The organism is Pseudomonas sp. SM4, assembly GCF_051913165.1.
Classification (GTDB): domain Bacteria; phylum Pseudomonadota; class Gammaproteobacteria; order Pseudomonadales; family Pseudomonadaceae; genus Aquipseudomonas.
Genome location: NZ_JBODOE010000011.1, coordinates 129,057 through 149,011, shown reverse-complemented (window position 1 = coordinate 149,011; position 19,955 = coordinate 129,057). Strand labels below are relative to the sequence as shown.

General features: G+C 59.6%; 21 protein-coding genes. 12 read left to right on the top strand and 9 right to left on the bottom strand.

What is annotated here, in order from left to right; all coding sequences use genetic code 11:
• Window positions 1-3: 3 nt before the first annotated feature.
• The 5 genes from ACQ4MY_RS20735 (at window position 4) to ACQ4MY_RS20715 (ending at window position 4,709) form a co-directional block, all read left to right on the top strand.
• Window positions 4-714 (top strand): class I SAM-dependent methyltransferase, encoded by a 711-nt coding sequence (locus ACQ4MY_RS20735; RefSeq protein ID WP_440096315.1) that lies wholly within the window; start codon window positions 4-6, stop codon window positions 712-714.
• Window positions 711-1,097 carry a GtrA family protein gene (locus ACQ4MY_RS20730; RefSeq protein WP_008087124.1) on the top strand — a complete coding sequence of 129 codons (387 nt, stop codon included), beginning with the start codon at window positions 711-713 and terminating at the stop codon, window positions 1,095-1,097. Before ACQ4MY_RS20735 ends, ACQ4MY_RS20730 begins: the two co-directional genes overlap by 4 nt.
• Window positions 1,094-3,190, top strand: coding sequence for a DUF6311 domain-containing protein (locus tag ACQ4MY_RS20725; protein WP_440096314.1), 2,097 nt, complete (start codon window positions 1,094-1,096; stop codon window positions 3,188-3,190). The genes ACQ4MY_RS20730 and ACQ4MY_RS20725 overlap by 4 nt, the downstream gene beginning before the upstream one ends.
• 86 nt (window positions 3,191-3,276) lie before the next feature.
• Window positions 3,277-4,197, top strand: coding sequence for a LysR substrate-binding domain-containing protein (locus ACQ4MY_RS20720; protein WP_440096313.1), 921 nt, complete (start codon window positions 3,277-3,279; stop codon window positions 4,195-4,197).
• Between the two features lie 146 nt (window positions 4,198-4,343).
• The gene (locus ACQ4MY_RS20715) at window positions 4,344-4,709 is read left to right on the top strand and encodes a 5-carboxymethyl-2-hydroxymuconate Delta-isomerase (protein ID WP_008087117.1); all 366 of its coding nucleotides are present in this window, start codon (window positions 4,344-4,346) and stop codon (window positions 4,707-4,709) included.
• 3 nt (window positions 4,710-4,712) lie between these two features.
• Here ACQ4MY_RS20715 and ACQ4MY_RS20710 read toward each other — a convergent pair whose 3' ends face one another.
• Together ACQ4MY_RS20710 and ACQ4MY_RS20705 are read right to left on the bottom strand one after the other, a co-directional pair.
• On the bottom strand, window positions 4,713-5,648 hold the full coding sequence (locus tag ACQ4MY_RS20710; protein ID WP_158833723.1) for a LysR family transcriptional regulator: 936 nt from the start codon (window positions 5,646-5,648) through the stop codon (window positions 4,713-4,715).
• Between the two features lie 185 nt (window positions 5,649-5,833).
• Window positions 5,834-7,018: a cyanate transporter gene (locus tag ACQ4MY_RS20705; RefSeq protein ID WP_440096312.1), complete on the bottom strand. Its 1,185-nt coding sequence runs from the start codon at window positions 7,016-7,018 to the stop codon at window positions 5,834-5,836.
• Between the two features lie 345 nt (window positions 7,019-7,363).
• Between ACQ4MY_RS20705 and ACQ4MY_RS20700 the strand changes: the two genes are divergently transcribed.
• The 4 genes from ACQ4MY_RS20700 (at window position 7,364) to ACQ4MY_RS20685 (ending at window position 11,708) form a co-directional block, all read left to right on the top strand.
• Complete coding sequence (locus tag ACQ4MY_RS20700) at window positions 7,364-9,013, top strand: phosphoethanolamine transferase (RefSeq protein WP_440096311.1); 1,650 nt, start codon at window positions 7,364-7,366, stop codon at window positions 9,011-9,013.
• A 233-nt stretch (window positions 9,014-9,246) separates the two neighbouring features.
• Entirely contained in the window at window positions 9,247-10,380 is a 1,134-nt protein-coding gene (gene rnd / locus ACQ4MY_RS20695) for a ribonuclease D (RefSeq protein WP_008087109.1), read from the top strand.
• Window positions 10,377-10,670: a YcgL domain-containing protein gene (locus tag ACQ4MY_RS20690; protein ID WP_008087107.1), complete on the top strand. Its 294-nt coding sequence runs from the start codon at window positions 10,377-10,379 to the stop codon at window positions 10,668-10,670. The genes rnd and ACQ4MY_RS20690 overlap by 4 nt, the downstream gene beginning before the upstream one ends.
• A gap of 105 nt (window positions 10,671-10,775) precedes the next feature.
• Window positions 10,776-11,708 carry a D-2-hydroxyacid dehydrogenase gene (locus tag ACQ4MY_RS20685; RefSeq protein WP_440096310.1) on the top strand — a complete coding sequence of 311 codons (933 nt, stop codon included), beginning with the start codon at window positions 10,776-10,778 and terminating at the stop codon, window positions 11,706-11,708.
• A gap of 123 nt (window positions 11,709-11,831) precedes the next feature.
• On the opposite strand, the gene ACQ4MY_RS20680 is transcribed toward ACQ4MY_RS20685, so the two are convergent.
• Entirely contained in the window at window positions 11,832-12,425 is a 594-nt protein-coding gene (locus ACQ4MY_RS20680) for a nitroreductase family protein (protein WP_440096308.1), read from the bottom strand.
• 280 nt (window positions 12,426-12,705) lie between these two features.
• Between ACQ4MY_RS20680 and ACQ4MY_RS20675 the strand changes: the two genes are divergently transcribed.
• On the top strand, window positions 12,706-13,155 hold the full coding sequence (locus ACQ4MY_RS20675; protein WP_440096306.1) for a YcgN family cysteine cluster protein: 450 nt from the start codon (window positions 12,706-12,708) through the stop codon (window positions 13,153-13,155).
• 78 nt (window positions 13,156-13,233) lie between these two features.
• Window positions 13,234-14,463 (top strand): hypothetical protein, encoded by a 1,230-nt coding sequence (locus ACQ4MY_RS20670; RefSeq protein WP_440096305.1) that lies wholly within the window; start codon window positions 13,234-13,236, stop codon window positions 14,461-14,463.
• Between the two features lie 86 nt (window positions 14,464-14,549).
• On the opposite strand, the gene ACQ4MY_RS20665 is transcribed toward ACQ4MY_RS20670, so the two are convergent.
• The 4 genes from ACQ4MY_RS20665 to ACQ4MY_RS20650 form a co-directional block, all read right to left on the bottom strand.
• Window positions 14,550-14,927: a YgaP family membrane protein gene (locus ACQ4MY_RS20665; RefSeq protein ID WP_008087099.1), complete on the bottom strand. Its 378-nt coding sequence runs from the start codon at window positions 14,925-14,927 to the stop codon at window positions 14,550-14,552.
• Window positions 14,928-15,008: 81 nt separating this feature from the next.
• Window positions 15,009-15,479 carry an RNA methyltransferase gene (locus ACQ4MY_RS20660; protein WP_007911337.1) on the bottom strand — a complete coding sequence of 157 codons (471 nt, stop codon included), beginning with the start codon at window positions 15,477-15,479 and terminating at the stop codon, window positions 15,009-15,011.
• Between the two features lie 209 nt (window positions 15,480-15,688).
• A complete protein-coding gene (locus tag ACQ4MY_RS20655) occupies window positions 15,689-16,060 on the bottom strand; it encodes a YajD family HNH nuclease (RefSeq protein WP_007911336.1) in 372 nt (123 codons plus the stop codon).
• 48 nt (window positions 16,061-16,108) lie between these two features.
• The gene (locus tag ACQ4MY_RS20650) at window positions 16,109-16,795 is read right to left on the bottom strand and encodes a spermidine synthase (protein ID WP_007911335.1); all 687 of its coding nucleotides are present in this window, start codon (window positions 16,793-16,795) and stop codon (window positions 16,109-16,111) included.
• An 80-nt stretch (window positions 16,796-16,875) separates the two neighbouring features.
• On the opposite strand from ACQ4MY_RS20650, the gene ACQ4MY_RS20645 reads away from it, so the two are divergent.
• Entirely contained in the window at window positions 16,876-17,160 is a 285-nt protein-coding gene (locus ACQ4MY_RS20645) for a hypothetical protein (protein ID WP_440096303.1), read from the top strand.
• Here the strand turns inward: ACQ4MY_RS20645 and ACQ4MY_RS20640 are convergent.
• Both ACQ4MY_RS20640 and ACQ4MY_RS20635 read right to left on the bottom strand, forming a co-directional pair.
• On the bottom strand, window positions 17,157-17,630 hold the full coding sequence (locus tag ACQ4MY_RS20640; protein WP_008085900.1) for a Crp/Fnr family transcriptional regulator: 474 nt from the start codon (window positions 17,628-17,630) through the stop codon (window positions 17,157-17,159). The two genes, ACQ4MY_RS20645 and ACQ4MY_RS20640, sit on opposite strands and share 4 nt — an antisense overlap.
• A gap of 202 nt (window positions 17,631-17,832) precedes the next feature.
• Window positions 17,833-19,887 carry a S9 family peptidase gene (locus ACQ4MY_RS20635; RefSeq protein ID WP_440096302.1) on the bottom strand — a complete coding sequence of 685 codons (2,055 nt, stop codon included), beginning with the start codon at window positions 19,885-19,887 and terminating at the stop codon, window positions 17,833-17,835.
• Between the last annotated feature and the right edge of the window lie 68 nt (window positions 19,888-19,955).

The following is a 19,955-nucleotide window of genomic DNA, read 5'->3' as shown; positions in this document are numbered from 1 at the left end:
CCCATGGATCTGAAGGAAACCGACATCCTCGGCGATAGCATCAACGAGCATTGGTATTACTGCGCCAAAGCCGCCGCCACCAGGCGTTTGCTGGGGGATGCACCGATTGAACGGATCCTCGATGTGGGCGCGGGGTCAGGGTTTTTTTCCCATCATTTGCTCACGCATACCGATGCACGGGAAGCGTGGTGCGTGGACATCAGCTATGCCGCCGACTCCAGCGCAACCACCGCCGGCAAACCGGTGCATTACCGTCGCGGTGTCGACACCCTCGATGCCGATCTGGTGCTGTTGATGGACGTGCTTGAGCATGTCGACGACGACCTCGGCCTGCTCAAGATGTATGTCGATAAAGTGCCGTCGGGCAGCCGCTTTCTGATGACCGTGCCGGCGTTCCAGTTCATGTGGAGCGGTCACGATGACTTTCTCGAACACAAGCGCCGCTACACCCTGGCACAGTTCGAAACACTGGCCCGCGATGCCGGTTTGACGGTGCAGCGTGGCGCCTATTATTTCGGCGCGGTGTTCCCGATTGCGGCGGCGTTGCGCTTGTTGCCGCAAGGTGCGCAAGACCAACCGCCGCGCTCGCAACTCAAGCGTCATCACCCGCTGGTCAACACGGTGCTGAAGACCCTTTGTCGCCTTGAGCTGCCGTTGATGGGCATCAATCGTCTGGCCGGTTTGAGCGTTTTTGTATTGGCGCAGAAGCCGTGACCTCAGCGCAAAAAACGGCGTTGATCCAACGCGGTTTGCGCTTTGCCGTGACCGGATTGTTCGTGACGGCGTTGCATGCGCTGGTAGCCATTGCGTTCATCAATTTCATCAGTCCGTTACCACCCCTCGCCAATGGCGTGGCATTCGCCGTGGCGACGGTGGTGTCGTATGTGATCAACACCACCTGGAGTTTCTCGGCGCGATTGCAGGGCAGAACCCTGCTGCGGTTTCTGCTGGTGTCGGTCTGTGGGTTTCTGTTGGCGATGTTCGTCGCCTGGGCCGCGCAAATGGCCGGGCTCCACTACTTGCTGGGCATCGTCGCCGTGGCGCTGACGATTCCGGCATTCACTTTTGTGCTGCATAACTTCTGGACGTACCGATGAGGGATTTGAACAAGCATCCGGCCCTCGCGCTGCTGCCATTGCTGCTGGGAGTCCTCGCTTTTTTTCTGGTGATCGGCCCGCGCGCGCTGGAACCGCAGAACATTGCCTGGTTGAAGGACGGCGACCCGGCGACGCATTACCTGGGCTGGTTGTATTTCCGGCATGCCCCTTGGACGTTTCCGCTCGGGCTCAACCCGTCTTATGGGCTGGAGCTGGGCAGTGCGATCATTTTTTCTGACTCCAATCCACTGCTGGCACTGCTGTTCAAACCGTTCAACGGCTGGCTGCCGGAAACGTTCCAGTATTTCGGATTCTGGCTGCTGCTCTGTTTTGTTCTGCAAGCCTGGTTCGCCTGGAAGCTGCTCGGTCTCATCACCGACAACCCCGTGCTGCGGCTGTTAGGCGCCGGTTTATTGGTGTTTTCGCCGCCGATGTTTTTGCGCACGGGCGGACATCTCTCCCTTGCCGGACATTTCCTGATCCTCGCCGCCCTTTATCTGGCCCTGCACCCGGCGCTAGCACGGCGACGACTGGCATGGGGCGTGTTACTCGCCGCGACGGCGCTGGTGCACGCCTATCTGTTGGTCATGGTGGCATTGATTTGGGTGGCTGATCTGCTTGGGAAAATCATGATCGGCAAACTGACGCGTCGCCGGGGATTGGTCGAGTTTGTCAGTCTGTTCGCCCTGGTCAGCGTGTGTTGTTGGCAAGCGGGTTATTTCAGCATTGTCGATGGGGCGGGCGGTGGAGGTTTCGGTTGGTATCGGATGAATCTGGTATCCCTGTTCGACGCTGATGGGTGGTCTTACGTACTGCCTGGATTTGTGAAGGGCGGCGGGGACTACGAAGGCTTCAACTATTTGGGGCTCGGTGTTCTGCTGCTGGTGCCATTGGCGGGTATTGCCATTGTCCGAAGCAAGATCGGCGTAAAGGCGTTGCTCAGCCGTTGGCCATGGTTATTGCTGGCGATGATCGGGTTGACCGTATTTGCGCTGTCCAATCAAATCGGCCTGGGGGCACAAACGTTCAGCTACCCGATACCGAATGCCATTGAGGGACTGGCGAGCATTTTCCGGGCCTCGGGTCGCATGTTCTGGCCGGTGTTCTATGCCATCGTATTGCTGATTCTGTTTCTGGTGGTGCGCGGCTATCGACCGGTGATCGCCATGGGGCTGCTGGCGGTGGCGCTGACGGCGCAAATCGTCGACAGCCACATCGCTTGGGCGGGTCTGAGAGCGGCAAAAATGGTGCCGCAAACTTCGGTTTGGGCCAGCCCTATGCAAAATCCGTTCTGGAACAGCGCGGCCGCCTACTACAAGAATATTCGTGTGCTGAGCCCCAAAAACCAGACAGATCAGTGGCAGGTCATTGCCGATTTTGCCGCGACTCATGGCTTGAAGACCGACGCAGTTTATATGGGGCGCATGAGTCCCAAGGCGCTCGACAATGCCCAGCGTGATGCGCAACGCCGGCTGAGCACTGGGCGATACGAAGCTGACTCGCTGTACATTCTTGACGATGATTCGCTGGAACTGGCGATCAAAAATGTTCACAGCGATACCGATCTGCTGACCAGGGTTGACGACTTCGTCGTACTGGCGCCGGGCTGGAAGCGCTGCGCTCAATGTCTGGCGATGGTCGATGAGGGGCATGCGATGTCACTGGTGCCCCTGAGCCAGCCGGGGTTGGTGCAGGCGTTCAATCGCAAGAGCCGTCAGTTGGTCAAAGGTTGGGCTGCTCCGGAAACCTGGGGCACTTGGAGTGAGGGCCAGGACGCGGAAATTGCGCTGCGTGTAGCGCCGGGCACCACCTCGATCGTGATCGACGTTCTGGCTTTCGTCATACCCCCCAAGCTGACTCAGCGGGTCATCGTCAGTATCAATGGGGTTGAAGCCTTGTCGACACGTCTGACGCAGGTTCAGGGCAATTTGCTGGAAATCCCGCTGAGCGCGGCGATCCGGGAAACATTGGTGGAGGGGCGGGTTTTGAATATCCAGTTGCATTTGCCCGACGCTACCAGCCCCAGAAACCTGGGATTGAACGATGATGCGCGGCTGATGGGTTTGGGGTTGAAGTCACTGACCGTTCGCTGAATCCTCTGTCGGCGGCGCAAAGGTTTATGGACGCCGGGCCCCGTGCGTTTCTACACTGCCGGTATTCCGGGGGCAGGGGGCAATGGATGAACCGCAATGAACTACGCAAGGCCGACATCAACCTGATGGTGGTGTTCGAGACCTTGATGCTCGAACGCAACGTGACCCGGGCGGCCGAGAAGTTGTTTCTCGGTCAGCCGACCATCAGCTCGGCGCTCAACCGCTTGCGCACGATGCTCAACGATCCGCTGTTCATCCGCGTCGGCCACCGCATGGAGCCGACCGCCCGCGCCGAAGATATCTTCCGTCATCTCAAGCCGGCGCTCGATTCGCTGTCGGTGGCGCTGAGCCTGACCCGCGATTTCGATCCGGCCGTGAGCACCATGACTTTTCGCATCGGCCTGTCCGATGACGTTGAGTTCGGCCTGCTGCCGCCGCTGTTGCGTGCTCTGCGTCAGGAAGCGCCGAATGTGGTGTTTGTGGTGCAACACGTCGATTACTGGCGCATCCCCGACTTGCTGGCGGCGGGCGACATTACCGTCGGCATCAGCCAGACCCGTGGCCTGCCGGCCAATGCCAAGCGCAAACTGTTGCGGCACATTCAGCCGAGCATCCTGCGTGCCGATGCTTGCGACACACCGCTGACCCTTGATGAATATTGCGCGCGGCCGCATGTGTTGGTGTCACACACGGCCAACGTCAGCGGTTTCGCTGACGAGTGGCTGGCGGAACTCGGCCGCACGCGCCAAGTGGTGCTGTCGGTGCCGCAATACAGTGCGTTGCCGGCGCTGCTGGCCGGCACAGACCTGATTGCCAGCCTGCCGGATTACACCGCGGCCGCCATGGCCACCTCCGGGTTGCTGTTCAAGGAGCCGTTCCCGTTCAAGACGCCGACGCTCGATCTGTCGATGGTCTGGCTCAGCCATGTCGACAGCGATCCGGCAGAGCGCTGGTTGCGCTCCAGGCTGGAGCAATTCATGAGCGAACGGCCACTCAACCCCCTGTAGGAGCTGCGGCACGCTGCGATCTTTTGATTTTCAAATTTCAAGATAAAAGATCGCAGCCTCGTTTCACTCGACAGCTCCTACAGGGGTTGGTGATGGGCGCATGTGCTATATGTACGATCTTTCTGCCAACTGACCGGGGACTTGCAATGCCACATCTGCACATGGAATACACCGCCAACCTGCCGCAATTGAACGCTGACGTCGCGTTGATCCGGCTCAACAACACCCTGGTGGGGTCCGGTCAGTTTGCAGCGGAGTTCGATATCAAGAGCCGTGCGGTGAAGGTCGAGACCTTCAAGGTCGGCACTGCCATGAGCGAGCGCGCTTTTGTCTACGTGAAGCTGGCGCTGCTCAGCGGCCGTTCGCCCGAGATCAAAAAGCAGCTGTCGCAAAGTCTGTTGGCCGTGCTGCAGGACCTCTGCGAATGGCCGGCCGGGGTCGAAGTGCAGTTGTGTGTCGAGCTGGTCGACATTGATCGCGAGTCCTACAGCAAAACCGCCATCGGCGCGTAGGAATCAGACTGTCTCCAGTTCGCTGCACACTTTGATCACCTGCTCGCGCAGCCAGACGTTGGCGCTGTCCTGGTCGACGTTCTGGCTCCACTGCATGTCGAGGGTGAAGCCCGGCAAACCGTTTGGCGCCTCGCAGTGATTGAACACCGCCTCATTGGTCAGCAAACGCTGAATGCGCCGGGGCAGGGTGAGGATGAAGTCAGTGCCGGTGATCATCTTCAACGCTGCGCTGTAACTGTTCGAACGTGCCACGATCTGGCGCTTCTGCGCCTGTCGCGCCAGCCAGCCGTCGACCATGTTGGTGGTCGACGTCCACGGCGTCGGGAACACATGCCGACGTTCGGTAAAGGCTTGCAGACTCAGACGCGGCTCCAGTGGCGTGGCGCGTTTGTCGAAGACGCAGACCAGATCATCTTCAAGCAGCATCCGCGATTTCAAGTCGGTGTGATGACGGTGGAAGTTGGGACCGAAACTGATCACCAAGTCGAGTGTGCCGTCGCGCAACTCATCTGCCGGCACATCGGTTTCAAACTTGTGCATGTTGACCATCACCGGCAAATCATCGAAGTCGAAGCGCTTCAACAGGCGCGGCAGGATCAATTGCTCGAAGTATTCCGGGGCGCAGATATTGAAGGTGACCGCTTGTTGGGTCGGGTCGAACACCGGGGCACCGGCGTGACACAAATTGATGCTTTCGAGGATCTTCTGCACATGGCCGTACATGCTGCTGGCCTTGTAGGTCGGGCGCATGCCGGTGCGGGTATTGATGAACAGTTCGTCTTCGAAACTGGTGCGCAGTTTTTTCAGGCAGTAACTGACCGTGGACTGACTGACACACAGCGTTTCCGACACATCGGTGACGCTGCTCTGCTCATACACGGCGATAAACACCATGAGATCCTGCATGTCGAGCTTTCGAAGCAAGTTACTGTTCAGCATCCGTTCCGTCCCGCTGTGCTCCTTGCGCTGAATCCGCGCAAACGTGTGCGAACGATCCTAGCGGAACGATGGTGCCAGGACAAAGCCTTGTAGGACGTTTCACGGACAGTTGTGGGACAGAAAGTTTTAGCAACACGACGTCATGCTTCAAACCGCGAAAAGATGGCCAGAAGCCTTTAGCCCGATCAGGAAAAATGCCGCGCGTAGTGCCGTGGATCGAAGCGCAACACCATCAGCAGCATCACCACCATGACGGCAGTCAACGACCACCACGCCCACTCGAAGCTGCCCAGTTGATCGCGGATCATACCCGCCATCAGCGGCGAGAGGCCGGCAATCAGATAGCCAATGCCCTGCACGAACGCCGTCAGGCCGCCCGCACGTTGCGGGTTGTCGAGGTGATCGAGCGAGACAATCAGGCTCATCGGGAACAACCCGCCGATGCCCAGGCCCAGCAGACACGGCCAAAGCAGGCTGAGGTGCTGCGGGCTGAGGATCAACCCACAGAAGCCGGCAATGATCAGCCCGAGCAGGGCCATCAGCACCCCGCGCCGGTCGCGGCGGCGATTGGCGATGGCAGGTACCACCAAACCGGAAATTACCTCCATGGCCGTCAGAAAACCTAACAGCAGGCCGGCGTTTTGTTCGCTCCAGCCTTTTTCCACGTAGTACGGCGCCAACCATGCCAGCACGCAGGTGTAGGACGCCGTCCCCAAACCGAAGAACAGTGCGAGTAACCAGGCGCGGGAATTGCCGAAAAAGGATTCTTTTTTTGTTACCCGGGGCGTGGCGGGCGGCAGGTTGGCGCGCTGCGTCCAGCCGAACACCAGGGCCAGCAGTGCCAGTCCGGCCCAGATGGCCAGGCCCACACGCCAACTGCCGGCTTGCATCATCACCAAGGGTGCGAACGAGGCTGCAATCGCTGCGCCGCCCATGATCGAGGTGACATACAAGCCCATGCACAGCGCCACGTTGTCGGCGAAACGCGATTTGATCAGCGCCGGCATCAACGCCTGAATCAGCGCGATGCCCACACCCGCCAGCACAGCGCTGGCAATCAATTGCGCAGCAGAGTCGACAAACAACCGCGCCAACGTTGCCAGACCAATGATCAGCAGCGACAGCAGCACCGTGCGCTGTTCGCCCAGACGCTGACTGATGCCGATAGCGAAAAACATCGCCAGTCCCATCGCCATGACCGGCAGCATGGTCAGCAGCGAGGCGAGGCTGAAGCTCAATGGAATATCGCCGCGAATGGCCGAGAGCAATGGCCCGATGGCCGCCATCGACGGCCGCAGATTCACCGCGACTAACACAATGGCGAGCATCAGCCAGACGGTGGAGCGGGAGGTGGTGCGCACGTTTTCCATCATCAAACCTTTGATACCTGAGGTCGAGGATTAGGCGCGCGACCCGCAGAGCCAGGCAAACCAGAAAATCCACGCCCGTGCCTAAAAATCAAATACCCCGCCCCTGTAGGAGCTGCCGAAGGCTGCGATCTTTTGATCGTGCTGTTAAAAAACAAAAATCAAAAGATCGCAGCCTTCGGCAGCTCCTACACGGTTAAGTTTTTGCTGAATAATTCGGCGCCAACTAATCGTTGGCGTCTTTTTCACAAAAAATTGATGGTTGCCTGCCTAAAGTTTGTCATGCCTTGGTTAATGAATTTTTCACAATTAACCCGTGGCCAGTCTTTTCAGGAATAGCCCACCTTTATGTTGAAGTTAAAAGCCGTGCGCCCGGAATGGGTGACGTTGATGGCCAGTGCCTTTCTTTTGATCGGCTGCAACTTTGTCCTCTGGCAGCATCTGTTCGAGATCACTGCCGCCGATGGCAAGGGTATCGCCATGCGCGTGGCTTTCGGGCTGATGATCCTGGCGGCGTTCAACATCGTACTGACCCTTCTGGCCTTTCGTCCGCTGCTCAAGCCGCTGTTGACCCTGATCTTTCTGATCAGCGCCGGCGTGGCGTATTTCATGAGTCAATATGGCGTCATGATCGATGCCGGGATGTTCCGTAACTTTGCCGAGACCAATGCAACGGAAGTGCGTGATCTGCTCTCGTTGAAGTTGTTTGTTTATATGTTGTTGCTCGGTGTTTTACCGTCGTGGTTATTGTGGAAAGTGCCAGTCAATTATCGTCGCTGGCACCGTGAGTTAATCAGCAAAGTTATTGTCAGTGTGGCCTCGGTAGCGGTTGTTGGCGGGGTGGCATTGGCCAACTATCAGGGCTTGTCTTCGCTGTTTCGCAATCACCACGAAATTCGCTTGATGCTGGTGCCAAGCAATTACATTGGCGCTTCGGCCGGTTACCTGCGTGAGCAGGTGGTCTCGGCGCAGCAACCGTTCATCAAGATCGGCGAAGACGCCCAGCGCAATCCCGACCTGAAACTTCAGCCGCGCAAATCCCTGACCGTACTGGTGGTCGGTGAAAGCGCTCGTGCCGAGAACTTCGGTATTCTCGGTTACGACCGCGACACCACGCCGAAACTGGACAAGGAAGCCGGGCTGATCGCCTTTACCGATGTGCATTCCTGCGGTACGGAAACCGCGGTTTCGGTGCCGTGCATGTTCTCCAACATGGGCCGCAAGGACTACGACGCGAGCAAGGCGAAGAATGAAGAGGGCCTGCTCGATGTGCTCCAGCGTGCCGGTATCGATGTGATCTGGCGTGATAACCAGTCCGGCTGCAAAGGTACTTGCGATCGCGTCACGCTGCAGGACGTCAGTAACTTGAAAGACCCGGCGTTGTGCGCCAACAGCGAATGCCGCGACGAAATCCTGTTGCAGGGTTTGCAGAGCTTTATCGACCATCTGGACAAAGACACTGTGCTGGTGCTGCACCAGATGGGCAGCCACGGCCCGGAATACTTCAAGCGTTATCCAAAGGAATACGAGCACTTCACCCCAGTCTGTGAAAGTAACGCACTGAACAATTGCAGTCGCGAAAGTATCGTCAACGGCTACGACAACACCCTGGTGTATACCGACCATGTGCTGTCGAGCCTGATCGATGTATTGCGCAGCAATCAGGACAAAGTCGATACCGCGATGTTGTATCTGTCGGACCACGGCGAATCGTTGGGCGAGTACAACTTGTTCCTGCATGGCACGCCTTACATGCTGGCGCCGGAACAACAGAAGCATGTCGCGATGCTGGCGTGGTTCAGTGACAGTTATCAGAAGGCCTATTCGGTCGACACCCATTGCCTGCAGATGAGCCGCGACAAACCGCTGAGTCAGGACAACCTGTTCCACTCGATGCTTGGCCTGCTGGAAGTGAAGAGCTCGGTCTATCAGCCCGATCTGGACCTGTTCGCCGGTTGCCGCGGGTCAGTGATCGACGGCGTGCTAGCCAAGGACTGAACCCGCCCCCTGTAGGAGCTGCCGAAGGCTGCGATCTTTTGATCTTGCCCTTAAAAACAGGATCAAAAGATCGCAGCCTTCGGCAGCGCCTACAGGTAATGGCTCTGCCTGCAACGTGTGTAAGACTATTCTTTCCCTTGGGCAGGACATTTCGTTACAGCTCTTGCCCTTCGCAGGCGCGTAAATCGCCGGTGGCGATATATACTGCGCGCCATTCTTCAAGGGAGAGCCGTGTGGCCATCGATATTCACTGGATTCGAGACAACGAAAGCCTCGCGCAGTTTTGCGCCGAGTGGCAGCAGCTGCCGTTCGTTGCCCTCGACACCGAATTCATGCGGGTCGACACCTTCTACCCGATTGCCGGTCTGTTGCAGGTCGGCGACGGCAAACGCGCCTACCTGATCGATCCGTTGACCATCAACGCCTGGCAACCGCTGGCGGCGCTGCTGGAGAACCCGGCGGTGCTCAAAGTCCTGCACGCGTGCAGTGAAGACCTTGAAGTGCTGTTGCGCCTGACCGGCAGCCTGCCAGCGCCGCTGTTCGACACACAACTGGCGGCCGCTTACCTGAACCTCGGTTTCTCGATGGGCTACTCGCGGCTGGTGCAGGCCGTCCTCGGCATTGAATTGCCCAAGGGCGAAACCCGTTCCGACTGGTTGCAGCGCCCGCTGTCCGACACGCAAATCAGCTACGCCGCCGAAGACGCCGTGCATCTGGCGGAAGTTTTCGTACAACTGCGGCCGAAACTGTCTGACGACAAATTCGCCTGGGTGCTGGAGGACGGTGCCGAACTGGTCGCCAACCTGCGCCGCGAGACCGATCCGTACGAGGTTTACCGCGACGCCAAACTGGCGTGGAAACTCTCCCGCGCGCAACTGGCGGTACTGCGTGAGCTGTGCGCCTGGCGTGAAACGGAGGCGCGTGCCCGTGACCTGCCGCGCAACCGCATTGTCCGCGAGCACTCGCTGTGGCCGCTGGCCCGCACGCAACCGGACAATCTCGCGGCGCTGGGCAAGATCGAAGACATGCACCCTCGTACCGTGCGTCAGGACGGCCAGTTTCTGCTTGATCTGATCAAGCGCTCTGGCAGTGTGGGGCCTGATCAATGGCCGCCCGCTGTGCCGGAGCCGTTGCCGGTCGAAGCCGCTGCACTGATCAAACAGCTGCGTGCATTGGGTCAGGCTGAGGCCGAGCGTCTGGACATCGCGCCGGAACTGATGCTGCGCAAGAAAACCCTCGAAGCCCTGGTCAAAAGTGGCTATCCCGAGGGTCCTTACCAATTGCCTGAGTCGTTGCGTGGCTGGCGCCGCGAACTCATGGGCCAGACGCTGCTCGACAGCCTGGCCACCGCCGGAGAACAGCCTTGAAGCGTATTTGCTCTATTTACCAAAGCTCGAAGCGCAAGGGCATGTATCTCTATGTGCTCAAGAGCGATGAGTTGGAACGCGTGCCCGAGGCCCTGATGGCGGCCTTCGGCAAAGCCATATTTACCTTCAGTCTGGTGTTGACGCCCGAGCGTAAACTGGCCAGCGAAGACATCGTTGTGGTGCTGGAAAACCTCGACAAGCAGGGCTATCACCTGCAAATGCCGCCGGCTGAGGACGAGTACATCGAACACTTGCCCGAAGAGTTGCTGCGACGCAACGACCCGGTCTGATCCGCGAGGCTCTATTCTGGGCCTCGGTTAACCCTGGAACTGTTTTTACCGCGATGGCCGACCGAAATCCGGTGGCCGTCTGCACGGTTTGCGAAAGGTTTGAAGATGCGCGTTCTGATTGCTGAACACGACCACGCGATATACGCCCGCTTGCTGCGTCAGGCAGCGCCCGAGCTTGAAGTGCTGACCAGCGGCGACTCTGCCGAACTGGCGCGGCTGGCGACGGATTGCCCGGTGTGGCTGGGGCAACCGGATCTGCTGGCAACCCTGCTGCGGCAGGGCCATCAACCGCAATGGCTGCAATCGACCTGGGCGGGCATCACGCCGCTGCTGGCCGACGGCTTGCGCCGCGATTATCGCCTGACCCGGGCGGTGGGGATTTTCGGCCAGGTGATGGCCGAGTACGTGCTGACCTACATGCTCGGTCACGAGCGCGAAGTGTTGGCGCGGCTGGTCAGCCAGGTCGAGCGCAAGTGGGATAACCGCACCGGCCAGAGTCTGGTCGGGCGCAAAGTCTTGATTGTCGGCACCGGTGACATCGGCCAGAGCGTGGCGCAGTTCCTGCTACCGTTCGGCGTCGAGCTGTACGGCATTGCCAGCAGTGCCCGCGAGCAGGCGCCGTTTGTCGAAGTCGGTTCGATGGCGGATCTGCCGCGTCTGGTCGGCGAAGTCGATTATGTGGTCAATCTGCTGCCGAACACTGAGCACACCCACGATATCTACGACGCGGCGCTGTTCAAGCAATTCAAGCCGACCGGGTTGTTCATCAACGCCGGGCGCGGTGTGGCGGTGGTGGATGCGGATCTGGTCGAAGCCTTGAAGGAAGGGCATCTGGCCGGTGCAGTCATCGACGTCTGCCGTCAGGAGCCATTGCCGCAACGGCATCCGTTCTGGACCGCGTGGGGCTTGCTGCTGACCGGGCACAGCTCGGCACCGACGTCGCCGGCGTTGATGGTGCAGTTGTTTGTCGACAACCTGACGGCATATCAGGCGGGTGAAGCGCTGCGCGGTGAAGTGGATTTCAATCGCGGGTATTGATTCACCACAAACAATGTAGGAGTGAGCCTGCTCGCGATAGCGGTGTAACAGTCATTAATGATTTTGAATGTTACGCCCTCATCGCGAGCAGGCTCACTCCTACAATTGGTTTCGCGGTGTGGCTTAGAGGGTGAAGTCGCCTTCAGCCGCCAGCTCGCCCAGCGGGCGGCGCGGGCTCGGTTCTTCGCGCGCTTGCAGGTACTCGGCCAGCGTTGCCTTGTCACCCAACTTGCCCACCGCAACCGCCGCATGCAGCGCATAACCTTGCGGAATATTCAGTTCCTTGCGCGTCAGCTCCTGATCGAACCCGGCCATGCCGTGGGTGTGCCAGCCGCTGAGACTCGCTTGCAGCGCCAGATGGCCCCACGCCGAACCCGTGTCAAAGGTGTGCCACAGCGCTGGCGTTTCTTCCGTCGCGCCCGGAGCAGTGAAGGTAGTTTTCGAAATCACGATTACCAGTGCCGAGGCATGCTGCGCCCAGCTTCGGTTGAACTCATTGAGCAGGCCCAGGTAACGCTGCCAGTTCGGCGTGTCGCGACGGGCGTAGAGGAAACGCCATGGCTGCGAGTTGTACGCCGACGGTGCCCAGCGCGCTGCTTCGAAGAAGCTCAGCAGAGTTTCTTCCGGGATCGCTTCACCGGTGAAAGCGCGCGGCGACCAGCGGTCAGTGAATTGCGGGTGAATGGCGTATTCGGCAACGCGAGGGTTGGCACTCATCGAGAGATTCCTTGCTACGGTTGAATAAGAGATTCGAACGAAAACCCGGCGGGATCAGTTGCGCTGAACGATGAGGGTTTTCCGAGCCTGAGGGTTCACCGGCGTGTAACGCGGTCGAGCGTTAATGGCACTGGGGCAGGGCTCATTGCGACAGGCAAAACTACTTGTCTGCACAAAAGCTGACAAGCCCTGTGTAACCGATAGTCGCCAGCGCTTGGCCGACAAGGCCTTGGGCACTAGACTGGCGGCCTTTTCACCACCTGATGTTGATGCTTGAGCCATGGCCGCCGAAGTCGAACCGTTCTGGAAACACAAAACCCTCGATCAGTTGAATCACCAGGAATGGGAATCGCTGTGCGACGGCTGTGGTCTGTGCTGCCTGCAAAAGCTCGAGGATGAAGAAGACAACAGCGTCTATTACACGCGCATCGCCTGCACACTGCTCGACCTGAACACCTGCCAGTGCAGCGACTACCCGAATCGCATCAAGTTTGTCCCCGACTGCATTCAGCTCACGCCGGGCCAGGCCGAAGAGTTCAAATGGCTGCCGCCGACCTGCGGGTATCGTCTGGTCAGCGAGGGCAAGGACCTGCCGCTGTGGCATCACTTGGTCTGCGGCGACCGTGACGCGGTGCACCGCGAGCGGATTTCCCAGTCCGGGCGCATGCTCGCCGAGGGCAGCGTGCCGGAAGACGATTGGGAAGATCACCTGATTTTCCGCGCGGGTTAACTGAACAATCTGTAGCGAGGGAGCTTGCTCCCGATCATTCGGGCCTGCGAGCAGGCTCGCTAGCCACAAGGAGTGTGTATGGCTGTGGGATTGCCTCAGGCGCTGCTCGTCGTACTGCTGGCGCTGAGCGCACCGGTATGGGCGGCGCAGAAAGTCGACCTCGATTACCACGTGCGCCTGTTGCCGCAAAGCGATCAGGCCGAAGTGCGCCTGACCCTGGCCAAAGGCGAAGCCGTGCGCAGCCTCGATTTCGACCTCGGCGACGGCAGCCATTACAGCGATTTCAAGGCCGACGGCCAATGGCTGCTGACGCCGGGCACACACGCTCGCGGCGTCTGGCGGCCGAACAGTGACAAGGCCAGCCTGACCTACCGCGTACGCCTCAGCCACGGTCGCAAGAACGGCAGCTTCGACACACGCATGACCCCGAGTTGGGCGTTGATGCGCGGCGACGAGTTGGTGCCGCCGGCCAAACTCGATCAACAGGACGGCACCGAACTGGTCGCGCGCCTGCAATTCGAATTGCCCGAAGGCTGGAAAAGCGTCGAAACCGCATGGCCACGTATCGGCAAGAACAAATTCCGCATCGATAACCCGTCACGCCTGTTCGACCGCCCGACCGGCTGGATGCTCGCCGGCCACCTCGGCAGTCGCCGCACGCGACTGGGCGAAACCGAAGTCACCGTGGCTTCGCCGCAAGGGCAGGGCATGCGCCGCATGGACGTGCTGACGTTGCTGACATTCGTCTGGCCGCAGGTGCAGGCGGTTTACCCACGGCATCCGGCGAAACTGTTGATCGTCGGCGCCAATGACCCGATGTGGCGTGGCAGCCTTGGCGCGCATGAATCGATCTTCGTGAATAGCCGATTGCCGCTGGTCAGTGAAAGCGGCAGCAGCGCATTGGTGCGGGAGCTGGCGCAGGTGTTCGGACGGATCAGTGACGAGCAGCGCAGCGACTGGATCAGCGAGGGTTTTGCCGAGTATTACGCGATCGAACTGGTGCGCCGCGCCGGTGGCATGAGTGATGAGCGCTATCAGGGGTTGCAGGCGAAACTGGCCAAGGACAGTCAGAAAGTCACGACGTTGCGTGGCGCGCAGGTCAGCCCGGCGCAGGTGTCAAAAGCGGTGATTTTGTTGCAGGAACTGGATCGCGAGATTCGTCTGAAAACGCGTAACAAGCGCTCGCTGGATGATGTGTTGCGCGGGGCGATGCATTTGGGGACGGTGAGTACTAAAGAGTTTGTGCGACTGGCTGAGAGTGTGCTCGGCGAGTCCTCGAAAGTCCTTGATACCGAGTTACTGCAATAAAGATCAAAAGATCGCAGCCTGCGGCAGCTCCTACATGTGGAATGCGTTTCCCTGTAGGAGCTGCCGCAGGCTGCGATCTTGTGCTTTTAAACCCCGGCTTTCGGCGATTTCACTGAATCATTGCCGGTCACCGTCGCCGAGCTGGTCGCTGCTTCGGCATTCGCCTTCAGCTTGCTCAACTCTTCCCCGGCACGCTCGATCTTCGCCCGCACGTTGTTCATGTCCTGACGGCTTTTCTCTATCAGGCTTTTCACCGAGCTGTGCCCGGTAATCCCGCGCGCCATGGCCACGCCGCCAATCGCCACCTGAATCAGACCGAACACACCGCCACGGCGCAGGCCCTTGCCGACCATGATCACGCCACCGGCCAACGAGCCGATGCGCTCCCAGCCTTCAACGTTCTGCTCGGAACGGCTTTGGAACGGGGTGGATTCGATACGCTCGACGCGTTTGAGCTCGGTCATGATCTTTCTCCAGGCAATGAATAATGGATAAACAAGCTGACTGCGCAAGCGGCCAGCTTGTTCCATCGGATGTTCGACGCTTTAGCGGAATTTTGGCCCGGAGCGGGTGTTCAAGCCTTTGGCCATGCGGTCGTAGAGCACGACGTTGACCGTGGCGGCGAGGTTCATGCAGCCGGTGGTCGGGATGTACACAACGTCTTCGCACCAGTCGCGGATTTCTTTATCCAGCGAGCCGTCTTCCGGGCCGAAGATGTACAGCGCGCGATCCGGGTGGGTGTATTCCGGCAGTGGGCGGGCGCCCTCGACCAGTTCCACGGCAACCGGTACGCAGTTGAGCGGGAGGATCTTTTTCAGATCGTCGATGCCGATCAGCGGGATGTCGTAGTGCACGCGCTTGGTGTCGGTGACGAAATCGGCGGCGCGTTCATAACGCTTGCCGGTGTAGAACACCGATGCCACGCCATAGCAGCCTGCGGCGCGCATCACCGAACCGACGTTCTCCGGTGATTTGGGGTTATACAAACCAATGCAGCTGTACCGTTTGTCTGCCACGAGCGGGGTGCCTTCGGGAAAAAAGAGCGCGATTATACGGGGATTGGGGGAGTGCGGGCAGATTCGAGATCTGCGGTGTCTGGCCCGGCCTCATCGCTGGCAAGCCAGCTCCCACAGGTTTCCTGGATACACACAAAATTTGTGAACGAGCCTGATCACTGTGGGAGCTGGCTTGCCAGCGATGGGGCCAGTTCAGGCGATGAAGATCATTAATCTTCTTTTTTCATCAGCCCGGCGAGGGCGGCAAACGGGTTGTGCGTCGCCTTGGCAATCTTCGGCGTGCTCAGCGAGCCTTCGCTGAAGTACTGCTGATCGGTATACCGCGAATGTTCGTTGTCGTGGCAATACAGGCACAACAATTCCCAGTTCGAGCCGTCTTGCGGGTTGTTGTCGTGGTTGTGATCGCGGTGGTGCACGGTCAGTTCGCTCAGGCGCTTGCCGGAAAATTCACGGGTGCAGCGGCCACAGACGTGCGGATACATCTTCAGGGCCTTGTCGCGGTAGCCCATTTCCTTGTCGCGCTGGTTGTCGGCGAGGATGCGATCCAGCTTCGACGTATTGGTTGGGGTGGACGAACTCATGGGTTCACCTTTGTAAAAGACTAATGACGGTTATGCGCAGAGTTTAGCTCAGCCCTTGAGCTTCTCGGCAATCCAGATTGTGTGGCGCGTGCCCTTGTTGCCGTGGGCGAAGACCTGGACCTCTTCGGCCTTGAAACCGGCCTTCTTCAATTTGTCGGAAAACAGCCGATCAGCGCTGGCCGACCACACCGCCAGTACGCCTTTCGGACGCAATGCCTTGGCGCAGGCATTCAGGCCAGCGGCGGAGTACAGCCAGCTGTTGGCCTTCTGGGTCAGGCCTTCGGGGCCGTTGTCGACGTCGAGCATGATCGCGTCGAAGCCGTTCGGTTCGCTTTGCAGCACCTTGGCCACATCTTCCTGACGGATGACGGTGCGCGGATCGAGCAACGGCCGGCCAGACTTCTCGCCGAGCGGGCCACGGTTCCACTCGACCACGCCGGGCACCAGTTCTGCGACCACCACTTCAGCGGTCTTGCCCAGATGCTTGAGCGCCGAGGCGAGGGTGAAACCCATGCCCAAGCCGCCGATCAGCACCCGCGAATCCGGCCGCCCAGCGACCTTGCGGCACGGAATCTCGGCCAGCGCATCTTCGGAGCCGTGCATGCGCGTGTTCATCAATTGCCCGCCGTCTCCGCCCTGGATCTTGATGACGAAGTCCTCGCCATACTCGAACAGGCACAGGGCACCGCCGCTTTCAGGGATCGGGGTGGTGTCGAGCAGAACGAAACGTTTCATGGAAATCTCTACAAGGGGGAAGGCAAGCAGGCCCGTTGGGAGTAGCCTGAGCGCAGACTAGAGGCCAAACGGAGCCCTTGATGAAGCGCACCATTCTAACGGTCATTGCCTTGGCCGCGCTCACGATTACTGCAGCGCAGGCGCAACAGTCGATTCCGCTCAGCCCGGCGCCGCAACCCGGCTCGCCCGGTACTGCAACGCCGACACCGTATCCGCAGATCACCCCGATCAACATTCCCAAGTCGGGCGCCGGCAGTGGCAGCCCGCCGCTGGTGCCGATCGAAATGCCCAGCCCGCCGAGCAAGGATCAACCGGTGCAAGGCATTGAGCCGACCGGCACCAAGGCAAAATCCCCCGGCGGTTAAACCTGTTGCGCCGCTAATTGACCGTCGGCCATGCGCAGGCGTTTCGACAGCGAAACGGCGAGGGCACGGATGATCTTCGCGGCGATTTTCGGTGCGTCGTTGAGCATTTTTTCCAGGGAGTCTTTGCCGAGGTTGAGCAACTGACAGTTGCTCGCGGCGATGCAGGTAGCCGAACGGCGTTCACCGTCGAGCACGGCCATTTCGCCAAAGGCCCGACCGCTGCGCAGGGTGGCCATGGTGATGACCTGGCCGTCGGGCCCGGTTTTCTGCACGGCGACCTGACCGGTGTGGAGGATGCACATGAAACTGCCGGCATCGCCCTCACGGAAAATCGCCTCGCCTTCAGCCACGGTGCTGATGCTGAAATAGCCGGAAGCGGCCGCAAAGTCGGCCAGTTGCAATTGATCGAACAGGCCGCAGTCCATCAGCCAGTCGCGGATTTCGTTGTTCAGGAAGGTCGGTTCTGACATGTCGTCACGGTCTTATTCTGTTGTCACGGATTCCAGGCATTACACAATCCCCATGTAGGAGCTGCCGAAGGCTGCGATCATTTGATTTTGATTTTTTAAAAGGCAAGATCAAAAGATCGCAGCCTTCGGCAGCTCCTACAGGGATCTATGAGTATCGGCCTCTTGGGTCTGGAGTTAAGACCCAAGTGACCGGTGGAGTTCCTCAGGCAATGCCCAAAACCTTGAAAACAAATGCGTATTCGAGCGCTACGTCACGTAATCCCTGATAACGCCCGCTCATCCCGCCGTGGCCGGCTCCCAGTTCAGTCTTGAGCAGCAGCAGATTATCGTCGGTCTTGGTCGCGCGTAACTTCGCCACCCACTTGGCCGCTTCCCAGTACTGCACGCGGCTGTCGTTGTAGCCGGCGATTACCAGCGTCGCAGGATAATTCTGCGCACTGACGTTTTCGTACGGCGCGTAGGCCTTGATCCGCTCGTAAACGTCTGGCTCTTCAGGGTTGCCCCACTCGTCGTATTCGGTGACGGTCAGTGGTAACTCCGGGTCGAGCATGGTGTTGAGCACGTCGACGAACGGCACTTCGGCAATCGCCACGCCGAACAGATCCGGACGCTGGTTGAGCACCGCGCCGATCAGCAAGCCACCGGCGCTGCCGCCGCTGATCGCCAGTTTCTCGGCAGTGGTGATGCCGTTGAGGATCAAAAATTCGGCGCAGGCAATGAAATCGCTGAAGGTGTTGTGCTTGTGTTCCTGCTTGCCGGCGCGATACCAGACCTCGCCCAGCTCACCGCCGCCACGCACGTGGGCGATGGCAAAGGCCATGCCGCGATCCAAAAGGCTCAGGCGCGCGTGGGAGAACCACGGATCGAGGCTCGAACCGTAAGCGCCATAACCGTACAGATACAGCGGCACGGCCTTACCGACCATTTCGCGTTTCATCACCAGGCTGATCGGCACCAGCGTGCCGTCCGGCGCCGACGCCCACAGGCGCTGGCTGACGTAGGCGTCGGCGTCGAACGGACCGAGCACCGGGGTTTCCTTGAGGACGGCTTGCTCGCCGCTCGCCAGCAACAACTGGCGCACCTGCGCCGGACGGTTCAAGGCCTCGTAGCGCAGACGAATGCGGTCGCTTTCAAACTCCAGGCTGTTTTGCACATACAGGCTGTAGGCCGCGTCCGGCAATTGCACGCGATAAGGCGCCAGGCCTTGTGGGTGAACTTCGATGATCGGCAGACCACCTTCGCGCAAGCTCAGGGTCATCGCCTCGGTGTTGAGGCTGACGCCATCGAGCATCACCGTGTCGCTGTGCGGGATCAGGTTCTGCCACTCGGCTTCGGTCGGCGCAATGCCGGTGTCCGGTGCCTGATACAGGGCGTAGTTGATGCCGTCGCGGTTGGTGCGGATAAACCATGTCCACGCGCCATCGAGCAGGCCGTGATCGACGTCGTATTCGTGGTCTTCGACCCGTGGCGCCAGGCAGGTGAACGGCAGGTGCGGCTGATTGGCATCGAGCACCCAGACTTCGCTGGTGGTCTTGCTGCCCAGCGACAACAGCAATTGCTGTTCGGAGCTTGCGCGGTAGCAATGCAGGAAGAAACGCCCGTCCGCCTCGTGGAAGACCTCTTCAGCGGCAGTGCCATCGAGGCGGTAACGCAACAGTTTGTGCGGCCGGTGGGTGTCGTCGAGCACGCCGAAGAACAGCGTCAGGCTGTCGTTGGCCCAGGTCATGCTGCCGTCGCAGTCTGCGAATTCCAGCTCGCTGACTTTGTCGTTGGACAGTTCCTTGACGAACAGCGTGTAAATCTCATCGCCCGTGGCGTCGACGCTGTAGGCCAGACGCTGGTGGTCGGGGCTGATGCTGAAGGCACCCAGCGAGAAAAAACCGCCATTGGCCAGTTCATTCGGGTCGAGCAGCAGTTGTTCGCGGCTTTCGTCGAGGGTCAGGCTGTCGTCGGCCGGGCGCGGGCAGCGATAGTGCCGGGCGTATTCGTCACCTGCCGTGGTGCGCGTGTAATACAGGTAGGGGCCCCACGGCGAGGGCAGGGACAGGTCGGTTTCCAGAATCCGCCCCTTGATCTCTTCGAACAGAGATTCGCGCAACTCGGCCTGATCGGCGGTCTGTGCCTCTTGGTAAGCGTTTTCGGCCTTGAGGTAATCGAGCACCGCGTCGGTGTCGCGTTCCTGCAGCCAGGCGTACGGGTCGGCACCGGGCGCCTTGTGGGCAATCGGGGCACTGATGGCATTGGCGGATTGGGGCATGGAAGGCTCTCGAACAATGTACGGAATAGGGGTTTTCGCAGCGCTTGAAACCGCCGCAGACCCTGTAG

What these genes read in the sequence shown, in the direction of transcription:
- ACQ4MY_RS20735 (WP_440096315.1), top strand. Translation starts at nt 4, where the DNA reads ATGGATCTGAAGGAAACCGACATCCTCGGCGATAGCATCAACGAGCAT.
- ACQ4MY_RS20725 (WP_440096314.1), top strand. Translation starts at nt 1,094, where the DNA reads ATGAGGGATTTGAACAAGCATCCGGCCCTCGCGCTGCTGCCATTGCTG.
- ACQ4MY_RS20720 (WP_440096313.1), top strand. Translation starts at nt 3,277, where the DNA reads ATGAACCGCAATGAACTACGCAAGGCCGACATCAACCTGATGGTGGTG.
- ACQ4MY_RS20715 (WP_008087117.1), top strand. Translation starts at nt 4,344, where the DNA reads ATGCCACATCTGCACATGGAATACACCGCCAACCTGCCGCAATTGAAC.
- ACQ4MY_RS20710 (WP_158833723.1), bottom strand. Translation starts at nt 5,648, where the DNA reads ATGCTGAACAGTAACTTGCTTCGAAAGCTCGACATGCAGGATCTCATG.
- ACQ4MY_RS20705 (WP_440096312.1), bottom strand. Translation starts at nt 7,018, where the DNA reads ATGGAAAACGTGCGCACCACCTCCCGCTCCACCGTCTGGCTGATGCTC.
- ACQ4MY_RS20700 (WP_440096311.1), top strand. Translation starts at nt 7,364, where the DNA reads ATGTTGAAGTTAAAAGCCGTGCGCCCGGAATGGGTGACGTTGATGGCC.
- ACQ4MY_RS20685 (WP_440096310.1), top strand. Translation starts at nt 10,776, where the DNA reads ATGCGCGTTCTGATTGCTGAACACGACCACGCGATATACGCCCGCTTG.
- ACQ4MY_RS20680 (WP_440096308.1), bottom strand. Translation starts at nt 12,425, where the DNA reads ATGAGTGCCAACCCTCGCGTTGCCGAATACGCCATTCACCCGCAATTC.
- ACQ4MY_RS20675 (WP_440096306.1), top strand. Translation starts at nt 12,706, where the DNA reads ATGGCCGCCGAAGTCGAACCGTTCTGGAAACACAAAACCCTCGATCAG.
- ACQ4MY_RS20670 (WP_440096305.1), top strand. Translation starts at nt 13,234, where the DNA reads ATGGCTGTGGGATTGCCTCAGGCGCTGCTCGTCGTACTGCTGGCGCTG.
- ACQ4MY_RS20665 (WP_008087099.1), bottom strand. Translation starts at nt 14,927, where the DNA reads ATGACCGAGCTCAAACGCGTCGAGCGTATCGAATCCACCCCGTTCCAA.
- ACQ4MY_RS20655 (WP_007911336.1), bottom strand. Translation starts at nt 16,060, where the DNA reads ATGAGTTCGTCCACCCCAACCAATACGTCGAAGCTGGATCGCATCCTC.
- ACQ4MY_RS20650 (WP_007911335.1), bottom strand. Translation starts at nt 16,795, where the DNA reads ATGAAACGTTTCGTTCTGCTCGACACCACCCCGATCCCTGAAAGCGGC.
- ACQ4MY_RS20645 (WP_440096303.1), top strand. Translation starts at nt 16,876, where the DNA reads ATGAAGCGCACCATTCTAACGGTCATTGCCTTGGCCGCGCTCACGATT.
- ACQ4MY_RS20640 (WP_008085900.1), bottom strand. Translation starts at nt 17,630, where the DNA reads ATGTCAGAACCGACCTTCCTGAACAACGAAATCCGCGACTGGCTGATG.
- ACQ4MY_RS20635 (WP_440096302.1), bottom strand. Translation starts at nt 19,887, where the DNA reads ATGCCCCAATCCGCCAATGCCATCAGTGCCCCGATTGCCCACAAGGCG.